Source organism: Candidatus Salinivivens marinus (assembly GCF_965655845.1).
GTDB classification, from domain to species: domain Bacteria; phylum Pseudomonadota; class Alphaproteobacteria; order Rhodobacterales; family Rhodobacteraceae; genus Salinivivens; species Salinivivens marinus.
Window position 1 is genome coordinate 86,452 of the sequence record NZ_CBFHHX010000008.1, and the last position, 16,998, is coordinate 103,449.

Below are 16,998 nucleotides of genomic sequence, written 5' to 3' on the forward strand. Positions count from 1 at the left end.
AAAGATACGTTGGCTTACTCCTTTTGGATCACTCTAACCTTTTGAAAGTAATACATGTCTTGGTCTTTAGATTTATAAAAAAATTGCAGAGCCAAAATGATTTGATTAAATCGTTAATGACCCTGCTTAATTAAAAAACGCAATAGGGAGACTATTCGTTTAAGGCTAAGATTTAATTATAAGGACAATTAGAGAACTAAATCTTAGCTAGCTAATGTTATATTACAACTTCTCGGAATGTAATGAGATCCTTAGTTCTGGCTTTGCCCCACTTTTATAAGTTCTAAAACTAGGCTAAATTAAACAAAGAAGCTTAAGAAATAAGCATGTTTAAAAAAAATTGAAGGACAACTTAGGTTGATGTCATCAGTGACGGAACTCTTTATCTGTTTGATGGTCAGGCTCATTGATTTTAATGGTGACGAATTATGACTTCTCCTCCTAACGTTTTATGGATTATGGCTGATCAGCTTAGATATGATTATTTGAGTTGTTATGGTCATTCAAATTTGCATACGCCAAATATAGACGCCCTGGCTAGCCGGGGAGTTCAATTTAGCAACGCGTATGTACAATCTCCAGTTTGTGGGCCATCTAGAATGTCAGCATACACCGGTAGATATGTCAGAAGTCATGGTTCTACTTGGAATGGAATGCCGCTTAGGGTTGGCGAGCGCACTATTGGCGATCATTTAAAAGAAAATGGTATACAGTCTGTTTTAGTCGGCAAAACGCACATGGTTGCCGATGCTGAAGGTATGGCTTGGCTTGGCATTGATCCGAGTAGTGAAATTGGAGTTCGTGTTTCTGAATGTGGGTTTGTGCCTTTTGAACGAGACGATGGTTTGCATCCAAATAGTGCTCGCCAGCGCTGGTCTTCCTATGATGATTATTTAGCAGAAAAGGGATATATTTCAGACAATCCATGGGGTGATTTTGCTAATTCTGGGTTGGATGAAAATGGAGATTTGTTATCTGGCTGGCTTTTGAAAAATTCAAGATTGCCAGCAAACATTCCGGAGGAGCATTCTGAAACTGCTTATATGACAAATAGGGCTATGGATTTCATGGCTCAAGCTCGTGAAAATGATCAGCCTTGGCTCTGCCATTTATCCTACATCAAACCGCATTGGCCATATATTGTTCCTTCTCCCTATCATGAAATGTATTCAGCTGACGACATAAATAACCCAATTCGTTCCGATAAAGAAAAGCAGACCAATCATCCGTTACTTCGTGCTTATCAAAATGCAAGGGTTTCAAAATGTTTTTCTAGAGATGAAGTGCGTGAGCATGTGATACCGGCTTATATGGGATTAATAAAGCAGCTAGATAACAATTTAGGTAGATTATTTCAGTGGATGGATAAGTCCAATTTAAGTGAAAATACGATTATTATTTTTTCATCTGATCATGGCGATTATCTCGGTGATCACTGGATGGGAGACAAGGATTTTTATCATGAAATGGCAGTAAAGGTGCCGCTAATAATCCACGACCCGAGGAAAATTTCAGATAAATCTAGGGGCACCGCTAAAAATGATCTCGTGGAAATGATCGACTTAGCGCCTACTATTCTAAGCTTTTTTGGATGTCCACCTAAGCCGCATATAATTGAGGGGCGTGATCTTACACCTATTCTGACTGGAACTGCAGGCTTTTCTCGAAATTATATTATCAGTGAACATGATTACCATTGGTCTGAAATGGCAAAGGAGCTTGATCAGCCACAGGATTTAGCACATACAAAAATGATATTTGATGGCCGATGGAAATATATAAGATGTGAAGGGTTCGAACCTATCCTATTTGATTTATTTTCGGATCCAGATGAACTTGTTGACCTTGCGGACTCAACAACTGCGATGCATCGAGACGCAAGGTTGCGGTTAGAGACGGCTCTTGAGTCTTGGGCAATGCGTCATCATACGAGAATTACTGCAACCGAGGAATTATTAGAAACTCAAAAGAAAGCAGCAGAGTTAGGTATATTAATTGGTTTCTGGGATGAAAACGAGTTCGAAGCCATAACTGGGAAAAAGTTTGAGAAGTTGAAACCTGTTGGGAAAAAAGAAAAATAATTTTTCATTATTTCCTACGGCTTTTAATTTAGGCCAGCATCTTGGTATCACCATCGATAGAAATCGATTGCCCAGAAATGCGAGCGCCCATTGGTGAAGCTAAAAACATAATCTGATTAGCAATGTCTTCGGCAGTGACGTATGATTTTATCGATGTAAATGAAAAGGCTTCTTTTTCTATATCGGCAAAGCTTTTCCCTAAGCGTTGTGCTTTTGCCATTAAAACATTTTTCTGTCTTTCACCTTTAACTAAACCGGGCAAAATAGCATTAACTCTTATGTTGGCTTCACCTAACTCAATAGCAAGTGACTTTGTTAAACCAATAACTCCCCATTTGGCGGCAGCGTAAGGTGAACGAAGAGCAAAGCCCATCTTACCTGCAGCAGAGGATAGGTTTATTATTGACGCGTTCTCGCTGAGCCGAAGTTTTGGGACGCAATTTTTGATGAACAAAAATTGGCTCGTTAAACATACATTTAGACATTCGGACCAGTCTGCAGTGTCAATTTCTTCAATTTTACTAGTCGGTCCAGCTATTCCTGCATTGTTTATTAGACAGTCAAGGCCTCCCAATTTCTCCAACGCATTCGAACAAAATGACTGAACTGCATGCTCATCCGAAACGTCCAAAACTTCTGCGTAAATATCAGGGTAGTCGTCTTTTAAAGTTTTAACCATGTCTGGGTTAATATCACAAGTTGCAATTTTTGCCCCCTGTGAATGAAATCCTTCCAAGATTGCTTTTCCGATACCGGAGCCTCCTGCAGAAATCATTACTTTTAAGTTTTTTAACGAAATATCCATGATTACTATTTTCCAAAATGGTAAGTATTTAATTTCCTAAGTATATTAATCACAGTGTTTATAAAAATTAACAAGCTCTGAGTTCTTTTCAGGATTCTGCTTGCTTACTTTCTCCATTTGAGTCCAATCTATTTCTTGGCAATATCTCAAAACTTCTAAGGGGAAGTAGTCATGGCTTGGGATTTTTATCTTGAAAAAAATCAGGACCGTTTTGTGGATGAGCTAAGCGCATTCATATCAATTCCATCAATATCGGCTGCGGATGAACATTTTGAGGATGTTGTTAAAGCAGGTGAATGGGTCGCATCTAAGTTGCAGTCAATCGGCATTTCCAATGCTCGTTTAATGAAAACACAAACGCACCCTGTTGTTTATGGCGACTGGTTAAATGCTGGGGAAAATAAACCGACTATACTAATCTATGGACATTTTGATGTTCAGCCAGCGGATCCATACGAGCTTTGGGATAATCCACCTTTTGAGCCACTTGTAAAGGATGGGAAAATTTATGGTCGTGGTGCGTCAGATGATAAAGGAAATATGTTAGCACCTATTCTGGCAATCGAAGCTCTGCTCTCTAGTGATGGAAAGCTGCCTGTAAATGTTAAGTTTTTTTATGAAGGACAGGAAGAAATTGGGTCGCCCACGATTGGTTCATTTATAAAAGACAACATAGAACTATTGAAAGCAGATATGATATTTTCATCTGATGGAGGACAGTGGTCTGAGGATCAGCCGAGTTTGGTTTATGCCTTACGAGGGTTAGTTGGGTGTGAGATTACGTTAACTGGAGCGAGTGGTGATCAACATTCTGGAACTCATGGCGGTGGTATAGCCAATCCGATACATGCATTGTCACATTTAATAGCATCAATGAAAGACCTCGATGGTAGAATAACAATAGATGGCTTTTATGATGATGTTATCGAATTATCGGACGAAGAAAAGGAAATGTTTGCTGGGCTGCCATTCGATGAAAAGGACTATGTAGAAAAATTAGGTGTTCTGGAAACTTTTGGGGAGACGGGTTATACTGTTCAAGAAAGACTTTGGGCACGTCCAACTTTAGAGCTGAATGGGATATGGGGCGGATATCAAGGTGGAGGCTCTAAAACAGTATTGCCTTCTCAAGCTCACGCAAAAATCACGTGTAGGCTTGTCGCTAACCAGAAGCCTGAAAGAATATATGATTTAATAAAACAGCATGTTGAAAATAACCGACCACCGGGAGTTAAAGCTGAGGTTAAAAAACTTGCTGGTGATGCTGATCCATTTCTGGTCCCAAGAGGCCATAACTCCAGTCAAATAGCGGGCCGGGTTTTACACGATTTATATGGAAAAGAGCCATTGGAGACCCGAGTTGGAGGATCTATTCCAGTGATGTCTACCTTATTGTCAGAGTTGGGTATTCATGCAACCATGTTTGCTTTTGGCTTAGATGACGAAAAAATACACGCGCCAAATGAATTTTTTAGACTTTCTAGCTTTAAGAAAAGTCAAATTGGATATTGTAAACTTCTGGAAGAATTTGGTAAATAATGAATAACTTAAAATAAATGAGATCAAGTTTTGTATTGCCGCGTAGTTCATGTAAAGGCAGTCAGTGAGATTCAGTTAAAGATGATAACTTCCTATATTGAATCTACAATGATGCCCAGAAACCTAGCCGCAGGACAAGTTTCGGGTGAAGTTTTTGAAAAGTCTCCAACCGAAATTTTTACTGTTTCCAAATTTTCAGACGAAGAAACGGCAAATAAAATAATGGGTTTAATGAAAGATGAAATTCGGGAAATTGCCAAAGGGTGTAAAATGAGCGTAATAGAGGGTCCTCGAATTATAGAAGGAAAATCCTCTTAAGACTGATCTTTAAAGGAGGGATTCTATTATAATGGATACATATTTGAAAGTGATGTTTACCATTATAACAGTATGTGTAGTGATAGTAACTCTTATTATAGTTGTGGAAATGCTTTCTAGTCTTGGTCATCATGAAGAGTATGATGAGGGCTATCATGAAAAACTAGATTATCTCATTGATCGCATTGAACAGTTAGAGAGAGACTAGGCCCATTTTTTAATCTTATGGAAATGGTGATTTAAAAAGCTAACATTCTTACAATGAGAAAAGATAGAAACAAGAAAAAGTCCGATGCCAGGATAAGCGGCGAAATCGCAGTATATGTTTTGCTTGCCTTAGCGGCCTTTGTTTTTGTTTTTGTTTACCTTGGTTCCTAAATCTATCAGATAAGCAGTAGTTACATTGCCGCTAAAGTATGCTCCAAGCCATTTAATATGTGTTCTTCCAATATATCTGCTGCACCAGATGCATTTCTATCTAACGCGGCTTGAAAAATTTTGTGATGTTCCTGTGCGGCTTCATCTCCCCGGAAAGTGAGAACCAACATTTGATATCTGAGATACTTGTCGTAAAGAGTAGAGTGTAATTCCAGCAGGTTTCTTGAATTACAAGCCTGTATAACAGCTAAATGAAATTCCCAATCATAGCGCTTCCAAGTCTCCTTTTCTGAGCTGTCTCCGGAAATCATTTTTTTCTCCATCAACTGCAATTTATGGTGCGCTGCAACCAAGTTACCTTCCCAATCAGCATCTCCATTTTCCACAGAGGTTTTAAGTGCATGACATTCTAAGAGTACTCTAAGTTTAGCAACCTCCGTTAAATCCTCCTTAGATACCTTTGTTACAAAAAAGCCTCTTTGTTCTTCCGCCAAGACAAATCCTTCGCTTGCGAGCCTGTTTAATGTCTCTCTTAGCGTTGAAACACTGGCTTCGTATTTAGTTTTTATGACGTCGAGCTTTAGCTTTGATCCAGGAGCAAGCTCGCCAAAAATAATATCGTGTTTTATTTTCTCATAAGTAGACGAGCCCACTGTGCTTAATTGTTTTTCCATTACCAAATATACCATATAATTTTTTTTTTCTCTTATGATTAGGCAGAGAGAAATTTTTTTTCAAGTTTTATAAATATATGTATAAAATGAAAATACCATATAATATTGCAATCCTCAATTTTCTTGCTTACCAATGAGTCTGGGAGTTTTGGGAGTTTTGTTCGGAGATTTGGATTTTGCGAAATAGCAAAATGTGATCTCAGAGCTAAAGATAATAAGCAAATGAGTGACAGTATAAAATTGGTTATTGCAGGCCTGGGACTTGTAGGTAAGCGTCATGCTGATGCGATAGTCAAAGAAGATAACATTGATCTTATTGCAATTGTTGATCCAAGCGAAGGCGCGGTAAATTATTCAAATAAAAACAATTTACCGATATATCCTTCTTTAGAAGATATGTTCCTAAAGGAATTACCAGACGGTGTTATATTGGCCACGCCAACGCCGATGCATGCAGAGCATGCAATGTATTGCCTAAATAAAAAGTGTCCAATAATGATCGAAAAGCCGATAGCGACTTCCTCCGAAGAAGCCCGTGCGCTAGTTGAGGCATCTGAGCACTTTGAAATTCCAGTACTTGTAGGTCACCACAGACGGCACAATCCAATAATCCAGAAGGCTCGTGAAATCATTCTTTCTGGTGAGATTGGCGAAATAAGAGCAATCCATGCTACTTGTTGGTTTTATAAGTCTGATGACTACTTCGAAATAGCTCCCTGGAGAAAACAGAAAGGGGCTGGTCCAATTTCTGTAAATCTTGTTCATGATATAGATCTTATTAGGCATTTGTGTGGTCAAGTAGAAAGTGTACAAGCACAATGCTCACCGTCTATTCGTGGATTTGAAAATGAGGATTTGGCGGCAGCACTTTTGAAATTTGAAAATGGAGCAATTGGCACGATAACTGTTTCCGACTCTATAGTTGCCCCTTGGAGTTGGGAAATGACTTCAAAGGAAAATCCAATTTATCCATCAACTTCCGAAAGTTGTCACGTGATTGGTGGAACCCACGGGTCACTTTCCATTCCAGATTTAACAGTCTGGACGCATAAAGAGGAACGCGATTGGTGGAAACCAATAACTTCAGCTTCAGCTTCCTATGAGCCAGCCGATCCACTTCAAAATCAACTTAGACATTTTGTGAATGTGGTAAAAAATAATGAAGAACCATTAGTTTCTGGCCGTGAGGGCCTAAGGACCCTACAAGTTATTGAGGCAATTCAGAAATCAGCATTGACTCAGCAAGCTGTAAAAGTAGAGACTTTAGAGGGGATTCGTTGTTATTAGCAGATAGGCATATCCTAAAAATATCATATATTTTATATTAAATATTGCAAAATTTAAAAAATATGATAACGAGTATCTAGGTGCTAGTAGGGCACATTTGTATATTGGGAGGACTAATTAATGATTACTAAATTAACTCGCCGTTCGGTTTTGAGTACGATAGCTGCAGCAAGCATGCTTGCAGGTACGACAGCGACTACAGTTGCTGCAGACCAAATGACATTTACGTTGGCAACAGCTGGCTCAGAGACAGATATGAGATCGGCAGCTATGGCAAAAGTTTTTGCGCCTATGGTTGCGGGCTTTGCAGATTATCAGCCTGGCTATAATGCTACTTTGTTTGCTCAGGGAACAGAGCTTGAAGCCATAAGCCGTGGGAATTTGACTATGTCAATCGCTTCTGCGCAAGAACTGGCACAGTTTTTTCCAGAGTTCTCAATTTTTGCAACTGGCTATGTCCATCAGGATGCAGCTCACCAGGTCCGCGTTTTCAATGATCCACTAATGGATCCATTCAAGAAAACTGTAGAGGACGAATTGGGAGTAAAACTACTCTCTGTTATGTACCTTGGACGGAGACATGTGAATTTGCGCCAAACTCGAGATGAGGTTGATGTGCAAACACCCGCAGACTTAGCTGGTGTTAACCTTAGAATGCCAGGCACAGATGCGTGGCAGTTTCTCGGTTCAGCTCTAGGAGCTTCGCCTACACCTTTTGCGTTTACAGAAGTGTACACAGCACTATCTACTGGAGCTGTTGATGGACAAGATAATCCTTTACCTACCGTTGTAGACGCTAAGTTTTACGAAGTAACAAAACAAATTGCTCTTACATCTCATTTAGTAGACCTAAACTATGTGGCATTTTCCAAAGCGACATGGGATAGCTTATCGTCCGAGCAGCAAATGACAGTTCAGCGCGCCGCTGATGCAGCATCAGCATGGGGTCGTCTGAAGCAGCTAGACAAAGAGAACAATTTAGCAGATTTTATTAGAAGCAAAGGAGTTGAAATATACACTCCGGATCTTGATGCTTTCCGAACTCACGTTCAGGCGCAATATGTTGGAAGTGAGTTTGCAGCAAGTTGGCCAGACGGTGTATTGGAAAAAATCAACGCGCTTGGTAACTAAACTCTGACGCATACTGTGAGGGAGTCAAATATGCAAAAATTTGCAAACCGGCTCACTCGCGGATCTGAATTTATCGCCGCCATTATTTTGGCGGCGATTTTTATTATTTTTCTGCTGCAAATTTTTGCTCGTTATATTTCAAAGATAGCTTGGCTGATGCCGATTGAGTCGGTATCAAATTGGATGTCGTCCGTCGAACCAATCGGCTGGACAATAAATCTCATATCACTTCTTTGGGTATGGCTGATCTTTTTTGGTTGCGCTTTTATAGTTAAAGAACGTGATCATGTGACATTCGATATCCTTTATTTAGCTTTCCCTGACCATTTAAGAAAAGTAGCGATGATCATAATTTCACTCATAATGATTTTTGTTTTACTTTGGTCGTTTTTACCCACTTGGGAGGCAATATTTGGTAGCCGCCTGATGGAACTAAAGAAAATCCAAACTTTAAAAATTCCTATAACAGGAGATAAAATACCAATTAAATGGTTGTTTGCGTCTTATATTACATTGATGATTGTCGTAATCTTACGCTATGCTTGGATTTGTTATGATGTTTCCAAAAATGGAGCTCCAAAAGGGGCTATAGAAGAGCTTTCAAAGACTCAAAAGGAAGAGCTCAATGAGTCTTGAGATATTAGCTGGTATTTTTGTATTATTTTCTATGGCAGCTTTGGGCGCACCTGTTGCCTATGCAATTCTATCAGGAATTATCGTTTATCTGGGTGTTGCTGGTCAGGATCTCGCTATAGCGGGAGAAACGATGGTGCAAAGGCTTTTTGATGGCTTTCTTTTATTGGCAGTTCCTCTTTTTATTGTAACTGCAAATATAATGAATGCAGGTTCCATTTCAGATCGGTTACTCAGTTTTTGTGTGGCTGTGGTGGGAAGATTTAGAGGTGGTTTGGGTCATGTGAATGTCATGGCCTCACTAATATTTTCTGGCATGTCTGGTTCTGCAGTTGCTGATGCAGCCGGCATAGGAAAATTAGTTATAGAAATGATGGTAAAAAGTGGGCGCTACTCAAGAGGGTACGCAGCTGCAATTACAGCTGCAACGGCCACGATTGGACCGATCATTCCACCCTCTATTCCGATGGTATTATATGCTCTCGTTTCTAACACATCGATTGGGTCTTTGTTCTTGGCAGGTATATTGCCAGGTTTGATTATGGGTGCAGTTCTTATTGGTATGAATACTTTGATTTCCTATCGTCGGGATTTTGGAAAAGAAGAGCCAGTACCAATAAAGAAATTACCATTAATTACTTTAAAATCGTTTCCTGCGCTTTTAATGCCTGTGATACTCTTAACGTGCATATATAGTGGTGTAACTTCACCGACAGAGGCGGCAGCAATAGCAGCTCTGTATGCTTTTATTCTGGCAGCTGGTTTCTACCGCGCATTGACAGTTAAGTCACTCTATCAGTTATTTGTAGACAGTGCACGCTCATCGGCGTCCGTTGCGCTGGTAATTGGTGCGTCAATGATTTTGACTTACGTAGTTGTAAAAGAAAATATCCCACAAACTTTGTCAGAATTATTAGCAGGAGCAGAAATTAGCCCAATCATATTTCTACTTTTAATAAATTTACTGATCCTTTTAGTTGGCTGTATTTTAGATGCTACTGTGATTATTTTAGTAATTGTGCCTTTATTTATACCTACATGTGAGGCTCTCGGCATAGATCTTGTACATTTTGGAGTATTGGTGGTCGTAAACTCAATGATAGGTTTGATTACGCCACCGTATGGAATGCTGCTCTTTGTTATCAATGCTGTAACGGATATTCCATTGCGTGAAATAATAGGCGAAATCTGGGCTTTTTTAGCAGTCTTAATTTTTGCTTTGTTGATCATGATTTTTTCACCAAATATGGTCTTATGGTTGCCCAGATTATTTGGCTACCAGGGCTGAAAAATGGTTTTGGTTAGTTCTGCAATAGTTGAATACGCTGTAGGAAGCTAATGATGTCATTATCAATTCAAGCAACTTGGTTACGCGGTGATATAAGGTCTAAATTAAGCAGAATATCAAAAGCTAAGTTCAAGTCTATAGAACTTACTGAGAATGACTTAATTGATGCAAAAGAAGATGGTGAAGATCTAAAGGCTTTGTTGTTTGAATATGGATTAAGACTATCCATTTTCGAAATTTTTTCCAACCTTCAGGGGATAAATGATAATCCAGATAAAGAAACCATAAAAAAGATAGATTTAAAATTTGAGGCTGCTAAATCCCTTGGTTCAAAATTAATCCTCCTGAAATCTACCAACTTAAAAAAAAATTACTTGGACTGTTCCTCAATTGAGCGAGCCTTGAATTACATCGCTTTGCGTGCATCGCATTTTCGTGTCCGTGTTGCTTATATGAGCATACCAACTGATGTTTCGATTGGTAATTTAGATCCTGCGATAAAAATAATTGAGTCAATTGGTAGCCCATACCTTGGTTTGGCTATTAATTCTCGTTATACCTTATCAAATGGGTCAAGGCCCTCGGAATTACGGGATGTGCCAATTCATCGTATTTTTCATGTTCAGCTTTGTGATGGATATGTGCAGCAGCCTGCTAGTGAAGAGCAATCAAATCATAGTGACATGTTACCCGGCCAAGGAAATCTTAACTTAGCAGGTTTTGTCAAAGTTATTGCCGCTAGTGGATATAAAGGTAATTGGTCGCTCGCAAAAATTGATAGTAAAAAAGCAAAAAAAAGTTTTATAGACAACGCATATGACGCTTACAGAGCGTTAGTTAATCTTCTTGATGAAGTTGAACGTAGTGATCCACAAATAAAATTTGAAACACCCAATATGCCTGCTAGAGTTTATACTTCAGGCGTTGAATTTCTTGAATTTTCTGTTGATGATGAAAGCCATTATCAAATTACAAAAATTTTATCATCTTTATGTTTTCGCATGGAAAGAAAACATATATCAAAGGCTGTTGAGCTGTGGCGCCAAGGCTCTGTGAACATAGTTCTTAATAATGAAAAAAAAGGGTTCTCGCGTAGTTCATTTTTAGAACATGGGCCCTCCTTATGTGCGATAGGTCTGCGTGTAAGAGACTCTGCGGATACAGTAGAGAGAGCCTCAGCGTTAGGTGCAAGTTTATTTAGCCAAGCTGTTGGCTCTAGTGAGTTAGAAATTCCTGCAATAAATGGTGTTGGTGAAAGTCTTGTGTACTTTATTGATGAGCAGTCCGATTTACATCGTGTATGGGATATAGAATTTAATCCGGTTACCAAATCGGAAGCAGTACAACCTTGTGGTGTAAGACGAATTGATCATATTGCTCAGACAATGAAGTTTGATGAAATGCAAAGTTGGTTACTGTATTATATTTCAACCTTCGAGATGGAGAAAAAACCAGTAGTCGATGTGATTGATCCATCAGGAGTTATTTACAGTCAGGTTTTAGAGAGTCCGGAAGGTGAAGTGAGGTTAAATTTAAATGGAGCAGATAATAGTGAAACGTTTGCTTCTAAATTTCTTACAAGCCGTTTTGGTGCTGGAACCCAGCACATTGCGTTACTTTCTGACGATATATTTGAAACTTCAAAAATCCTTGAAGCTTCACGGTTCGAGAGACTTCAAATGCCTGATGGATATTATAACGATTTAAAACAAAAATATGGACTAGCCGAAGATTTTGTAAACAAGCTTCAAGCTTCTAATATTCTTTATACAAAGAATAATGGGGAATATTTTCAAATATATTCAGCACCAATTTTTGATGGTTTCTTTTTTGAAATTGTTGAAAGACGCGATCAATATCAGGGTTATGGTTCAAGAAATGCCTCTGCTCGTTTAGCTGCTCAAAGTAATTATAAACAAGCAGATAGGACCGCATATGTGTAATTTCTACCCACCTTTGCACCAGAAATTTAAGGACAAGAGAAAATGAAAAAGGTTGATGAAGCTGAAGTATTAGGCAACTGGTGGAAAACTTCTATCATTGATATGGAGCCCGGCCGTATTGAATTTCGCGGTCATCCAATACAAGACTTAATCGGTACAGTAACCTTTCCACAAATGATTTGGTTAATGATAAGAGGAGATCTTCCAAGTTTGGATGAGGCAGCACTCTTTGAGGCTGCTTTAGTTGCCGCAGTTGATCACGGCCCACAGGCACCGTCTATTGCTGCAGCCAGAATGGCTATAACCTGCGGTTTGAGTATAAATAATGCAATGGGTTCTGCAGTGAATATGTTGGGTGATATACACGGTGGTGCAGGTGAACAATGTGCGGAACTATTTTATGATATAGACGAAAAAATATCTAAAGGCCTTGAGCTTCAAGAGGCAGTCAAATTGGGCATTGACGGGTGGAATGCCACTCATGGGAAAATCGTTTCTGGTTTTGGGCATCGGTTTCATAAACCAAATGACCCAAGAGCACCTCGCATTATGGCTCTAATTAGAGAAGCCGCATCGAGAAACATAGTATCGGGAAAATTTGCTGAAATCGCAGAAGCTGTACAACGCGAAATTGCAGCTCGGCGTGGCGGCCGTCCTATTGCAATGAATATTGACGGTTCAACAGCTGCCGTTTTTTGTGAATTGGGCTTTCCTCCGCCACTTTCGAGAGGTTTGTTTTGTATCTCTAGATCTGTGGGTATTCTTGCACACTCCTGGGAACAGCTTAATCAAGGTGGGCGAAATAAGGGACCAATGCCTCCAAATTATCTGCCAAAATTTGAGGCAGATTGACCAATGGATCTTGCAAAGAAAGCTTTTCAAATAGGTCTTATTGGCACTGGTCGGATAAGTGATATTTATCTAGAAAATTGTTTAAAATTCCCAGAGTTAAATATTGCAGCTTGTGGTAGCCTTGATCAAGAGGAGGCTGAAAAAAAGGCGAAAAAATATGGGATAAAAAGAATATGCCTTCCTGAAGAAATAATTTATGATAAGTCGATTGATTGCATTTTGAATCTTACCGTTCCTGCTGCTCATGCAGAAATCAGTAGGAAGTCACTGATGGCCGGGAAGCATGTATATTCTGAAAAACCTTTTGCGACCTCTGTTTCAGAGGGTGAAGCAATCTTAAAGTTAGCAAAAGAAAAAAACTTGAAGGTTGGAAATGCCCCAGATACCTTTTTAGGTGGCCGATGGCAAACCGTCCGTAAGATACTAGACGATGGAATTATAGGGAAACCGGTAGGTGTTATGGCGTACGTTGGAACTCATGGCGTTGAAAGGCATAATCCTAATCCAGATTTCTACTATAAAAAAGGTGGTGGGCCGCTTTTAGATCTTGGGCCATATTACCTTACTGCAATGGTATCTTTACTAGGGCCGATAAAGCGCGTTTCTGGAATGGCTTCCCGTTCCTTTTCGCATAGAGAGATAGAAAATGGTCCGCGATATGGCGAATTAATTGCAGTTGAAGTGGAGACACACTCTCTATCAACATTAGAATTTTCAAACGGGATACTCGGTTCAATGACGATGAGTTTCGACATATGGGATAGTGATACACCTAGATTTGAAATATACGGCGAAGCAGGTACTATATGTATTCCTGACCCTGATCCTGTTCATGGTGCAAATGTTTTTCAAGGTCCTGTTTATTTTCGCACCAGAGCAGACTCAAGATGGGAGTTTCAGCCAAGGCCAAAGGGTCGTGAAAACTGGAATGTGGCAAATAACCTACATGGATTTAATGAAGATAGTAGAGGTTTAGGTCTTTTAGACTTGGCGTATTCAATTCAAGAAGACAGACCTGTGCGCCCTAGTGGTGAACTTGCCCATCATGTTTTGGAGGTAATGTGTGGAATACAGGAGTCTTCTCAGAAAAATATATCGGTAAACATTCAAAGTAGCTGTATCAGGCCCGCGCCCCTTCCCGTTAGTTTTCCAAAGAAAGCAAAGGGAATTGAAGAGGAATTACAGAATGTCAGTTGAAGATATTACTATCGGAGATCCTTTTTTTCCGGTGAAATTAATAAAAAGTAACAAGAATATTTTTGTTAATGGAAAGGCGATCGTTTTAAATTTATCGAATACTCCATTGAAGATAAGGCAACAAGTGCTTGGGCATTTACAATCAGTAATCGTAGTTGATACCGCACTTACTGATGTCCAATGCGCTCTTCTCATTGAAGGTCTATCAAATCATCTAAGCGATAGTGATTTACTTAAAAAAGTATGTATGAAATGGCCAACTGCATTTGAAGTCAGAAAAGAGGAGCGTTTGCGAGGCGTTGAACACTATATGTCTCCTAAACAGTGGGTTGGTCGGATTGGATTGACTTTTTATTGTTCAATGTCGGTACCGTTGAAAGTAGGCCTACATAAAGATCATCCATTTTGCCCTTTGCCTGGTTTTCGAGAGGTACATACTCAGGTCGTAGGAGTTGGCAAAATGCAGCAGTGCTATCAGAAAGATATACGATCTTTATATATTGAAGAATTTATGGCGCCGGGGGTTACTCACATGCCAATGTATGATGCTGATGGAAATTATCCATGGCATCAATATGAAACGGTTACACCATCAATATTTATGGCAATCGAAATGCTTCCAGATGGCGCTAGTCCACCAAATAGTTGAGGTAAATATGTCTGAAAAAATTCTTCCGGAGAATATAACTTTTGAAAAAGAATTTCCAAAGTTTAAAAGACGCTTAAGGTTAGGTATCGTCGGGGGTGGTAGAATTTCTCAAACGCAGGCTATGGCAGCCCGTCTTACTAATCGATGGGAGGTCGTGGCAGGAGCATTCTCATCTGATCCCAAAAATTCCAAGAGACGTGCTGAAGAGCATTTTATTTCTGATGAGCGGGCTTATAGCTCATTTGAAGAGATGGCTATCAAGGAAGCGAAGAGGCGAGATAGAATTGACGCAGTAATGATTACAACGCCCAATCACTTGCATCATGAAGTTGCAAAGGTGTTTATTGAAGCTGGGATCGATGTAATTTGCGACAAGCCCCTAACTAATGCTACTCCTGAAGCAGAGATGCTTGAAGATTTACTTTCTAACGGAAATGTAAATTTTTGCGTATGCTATACGATGTCATGTTTTCCAATGGTAAGGCAGGCGAGAGAGTTTGTTACTGCTGGTAAGATTGGAAATATTAATCAAATACATGTAGAATTTTTACAGGATTGGATGGTGCCGGAAGAGGCTTTGCTGGCACCCCATGTTAAGTGGCGACTGGATCCAAAAATATCAGGACCAACAAGCTGTGTCGGGGATATTGGAACGCATGCAGCGCATTTAGCTCAATTTGTTTCAAGTTTAAAGTTGACGGATGTAAAAGCAGAATTTCATGTTTGTGGTGCCCCGAAAGCTTTGGAAGATACGGCATTTATGATGACTAGATACGAGGGCGGGGTTCCAGGAACATTGTTAACTACCCGACTAGCTACTGGTAAAAGGGGTGGCCTAAACCTAAGAATATATGGTTCTGAGGGAGGAATTGAATGGAATTTGGAAAGTAGCGAAGAATTAAAACTAAGTGTTTATGGAAAACCAGATCAAACCATCAGTCGTGGTCATGGTCATGGTGTGTCATCTGATACAGAGCGGCTGGTGCGAACTGCAAGGGGTTTTTCGGAAGGGATAATTGAAGCGTGGGCAAATCTTTATTCAGAGTTTGCAATTGCAGTAGCTGCGCGTCTTGATGAAAAGGAATTACCTAAAAAATTGCTGAGTTTTCCAACTATTTCTGAAGGGGTGGCTGGCGTTCGTTTTATTGAAGCATCCGTACTATCAAACTCGAAAGGTGGGACGTGGATACCGATAAACGGGTAAATGTATACTTTAGTGATGTACATTAATCGAAATAATAAAGTTGATTTTTTGTAAAATATCTGATATTATCGTTCATATTGGTTAAAAGCTATTTAATCGGATGTAATATTGGAGCTTTTAAATATGACTGATATGAATAATCAGGGCATTGAAAAAAGCTTATATTCTCTTGCACACCTAACTTTGATTGGTGCGACTCCTGCTGAGCTCGTGTATATTGCTGCTCGTGCTGGATATGATGCGGTTAGCCCCAGATTTATACCTATGCATGTTGCTGGTGAGTTCAAACACTCTCCTATCCAAAAGGATCAGATAATTGCCACAAAAACGGCTCTCGCTACCACTGGGTTAAAAGTCCTTGACGTCGAAATCGCTCGGATCACTGACGAGACGGATCCGCGGTCCTTTGTGCCAGCACTAGAGCTGGGTGGGGAGCTAGGTGCGAAACAAATGATTATGAGTGCATGGACAAAGACCAGGGATGATAGAAATTTCCTGATTGATAAATATGCGGAAACATGTGATTTAGCAGCTCCTTTCGATATCACTGTAGACTTAGAGTTCCCAAGCTTTTCTAGACTGAGAACCCTAGACGATGCTTTAGACATTGTTCGAGCTGCAAATAAACCAAATAGCGGTATACTTATTGACACATTATATCTGCACTTGAGCCGCGTAGATATTGGAGAACTGCTTCACGTTCCTAGTGAATTTCTTCATTTTTTGCATGTTTCAGATTGTTTGCCTGGCATCGCTGACACGCGGGCCGGGATGATTCAATTAGCACGAGATGCGCGATTATATCCAGGTGAAGGTTGGATAGATTTTAAAGGAATAATAGAGCGAATGCCTCCAGTTCACTACTCTATAGAATTACCAAATCAGAGCCGTGTTTTGGAATTAGGATATGAAGAACACGCAAGGCGTTGTCTTGAATACGCCAAACGAACTTTTGGAAAGGTTGTGTCAAAGAGAAGAAAAACAGCTGAAAAAAATGACTTAGTATTACAAGATTAGAG

Annotated in this window: 16 protein-coding genes; 14 read left to right on the forward strand and 2 right to left on the reverse strand. The window is 39.7% G+C overall.

Going from position 1 to position 16,998, the window contains the following annotated elements:
* The first annotated feature begins 428 nt into the window (after positions 1-428).
* A complete protein-coding gene (locus ACTF5Q_RS08635; protein WP_438954210.1) occupies positions 429-2,081 on the forward strand; it encodes a sulfatase-like hydrolase/transferase in 1,653 nt (550 codons plus the stop codon).
* A gap of 28 nt (positions 2,082-2,109) precedes the next feature.
* Here ACTF5Q_RS08635 and ACTF5Q_RS08640 read toward each other — a convergent pair whose 3' ends face one another.
* The gene (locus tag ACTF5Q_RS08640; RefSeq protein ID WP_438954211.1) at positions 2,110-2,886 is read right to left on the reverse strand and encodes an SDR family oxidoreductase; all 777 of its coding nucleotides are present in this window, start codon (positions 2,884-2,886) and stop codon (positions 2,110-2,112) included.
* Positions 2,887-3,057: 171 nt separating this feature from the next.
* Here ACTF5Q_RS08640 and ACTF5Q_RS08645 point away from each other — a divergent pair, with 171 nt between their 5' ends.
* The 3 genes from ACTF5Q_RS08645 (at position 3,058) to ACTF5Q_RS08655 (ending at position 4,951) form a co-directional block, all read left to right on the forward strand.
* A complete protein-coding gene (locus ACTF5Q_RS08645) occupies positions 3,058-4,425 on the forward strand; it encodes a dipeptidase (RefSeq protein WP_438954212.1) in 1,368 nt (455 codons plus the stop codon).
* A gap of 108 nt (positions 4,426-4,533) precedes the next feature.
* On the forward strand, positions 4,534-4,743 hold the full coding sequence (locus ACTF5Q_RS08650) for a hypothetical protein (RefSeq protein ID WP_438954213.1): 210 nt from the start codon (positions 4,534-4,536) through the stop codon (positions 4,741-4,743).
* Between the two features lie 31 nt (positions 4,744-4,774).
* Entirely contained in the window at positions 4,775-4,951 is a 177-nt protein-coding gene (locus ACTF5Q_RS08655; RefSeq protein WP_438954214.1) for a hypothetical protein, read from the forward strand.
* Between the two features lie 190 nt (positions 4,952-5,141).
* On the opposite strand, the gene ACTF5Q_RS08660 is transcribed toward ACTF5Q_RS08655, so the two are convergent.
* Complete coding sequence (locus ACTF5Q_RS08660; RefSeq protein ID WP_438954215.1) at positions 5,142-5,795, reverse strand: GntR family transcriptional regulator; 654 nt, start codon at positions 5,793-5,795, stop codon at positions 5,142-5,144.
* Between the two features lie 222 nt (positions 5,796-6,017).
* Between ACTF5Q_RS08660 and ACTF5Q_RS08665 the strand changes: the two genes are divergently transcribed.
* The 10 genes from ACTF5Q_RS08665 (at position 6,018) to ACTF5Q_RS08710 (ending at position 16,996) form a co-directional block, all read left to right on the forward strand.
* The gene (locus ACTF5Q_RS08665) at positions 6,018-7,082 is read left to right on the forward strand and encodes a Gfo/Idh/MocA family protein (protein WP_438954216.1); all 1,065 of its coding nucleotides are present in this window, start codon (positions 6,018-6,020) and stop codon (positions 7,080-7,082) included.
* A 120-nt stretch (positions 7,083-7,202) separates the two neighbouring features.
* Positions 7,203-8,213: a TRAP transporter substrate-binding protein DctP gene (dctP, locus tag ACTF5Q_RS08670; RefSeq protein ID WP_438954217.1), complete on the forward strand. Its 1,011-nt coding sequence runs from the start codon at positions 7,203-7,205 to the stop codon at positions 8,211-8,213.
* 30 nt (positions 8,214-8,243) lie between these two features.
* Positions 8,244-8,849 (forward strand): TRAP transporter small permease, encoded by a 606-nt coding sequence (locus ACTF5Q_RS08675; RefSeq protein WP_153693342.1) that lies wholly within the window; start codon positions 8,244-8,246, stop codon positions 8,847-8,849.
* A complete protein-coding gene (locus tag ACTF5Q_RS08680; RefSeq protein ID WP_153693341.1) occupies positions 8,839-10,134 on the forward strand; it encodes a TRAP transporter large permease in 1,296 nt (431 codons plus the stop codon). Before ACTF5Q_RS08675 ends, ACTF5Q_RS08680 begins: the two co-directional genes overlap by 11 nt.
* Positions 10,135-10,184: 50 nt before the next feature.
* Positions 10,185-12,077 carry a bifunctional sugar phosphate isomerase/epimerase/4-hydroxyphenylpyruvate dioxygenase family protein gene (locus ACTF5Q_RS08685; protein ID WP_438954218.1) on the forward strand — a complete coding sequence of 631 codons (1,893 nt, stop codon included), beginning with the start codon at positions 10,185-10,187 and terminating at the stop codon, positions 12,075-12,077.
* 42 nt (positions 12,078-12,119) lie between these two features.
* On the forward strand, positions 12,120-12,929 hold the full coding sequence (locus ACTF5Q_RS08690; RefSeq protein ID WP_438954219.1) for a citryl-CoA lyase: 810 nt from the start codon (positions 12,120-12,122) through the stop codon (positions 12,927-12,929).
* A gap of 3 nt (positions 12,930-12,932) precedes the next feature.
* Entirely contained in the window at positions 12,933-14,126 is a 1,194-nt protein-coding gene (locus ACTF5Q_RS08695) for a Gfo/Idh/MocA family protein (protein WP_438954220.1), read from the forward strand.
* Positions 14,116-14,775 (forward strand): hypothetical protein, encoded by a 660-nt coding sequence (locus ACTF5Q_RS08700; protein WP_438954221.1) that lies wholly within the window; start codon positions 14,116-14,118, stop codon positions 14,773-14,775. Before ACTF5Q_RS08695 ends, ACTF5Q_RS08700 begins: the two co-directional genes overlap by 11 nt.
* 7 nt (positions 14,776-14,782) lie before the next feature.
* Entirely contained in the window at positions 14,783-15,979 is a 1,197-nt protein-coding gene (locus tag ACTF5Q_RS08705; RefSeq protein ID WP_438954222.1) for a Gfo/Idh/MocA family protein, read from the forward strand.
* A 123-nt stretch (positions 15,980-16,102) separates the two neighbouring features.
* Entirely contained in the window at positions 16,103-16,996 is an 894-nt protein-coding gene (locus ACTF5Q_RS08710) for a sugar phosphate isomerase/epimerase family protein (RefSeq protein WP_438954223.1), read from the forward strand.
* The last annotated feature ends 2 nt before the right edge of the window (positions 16,997-16,998 follow it).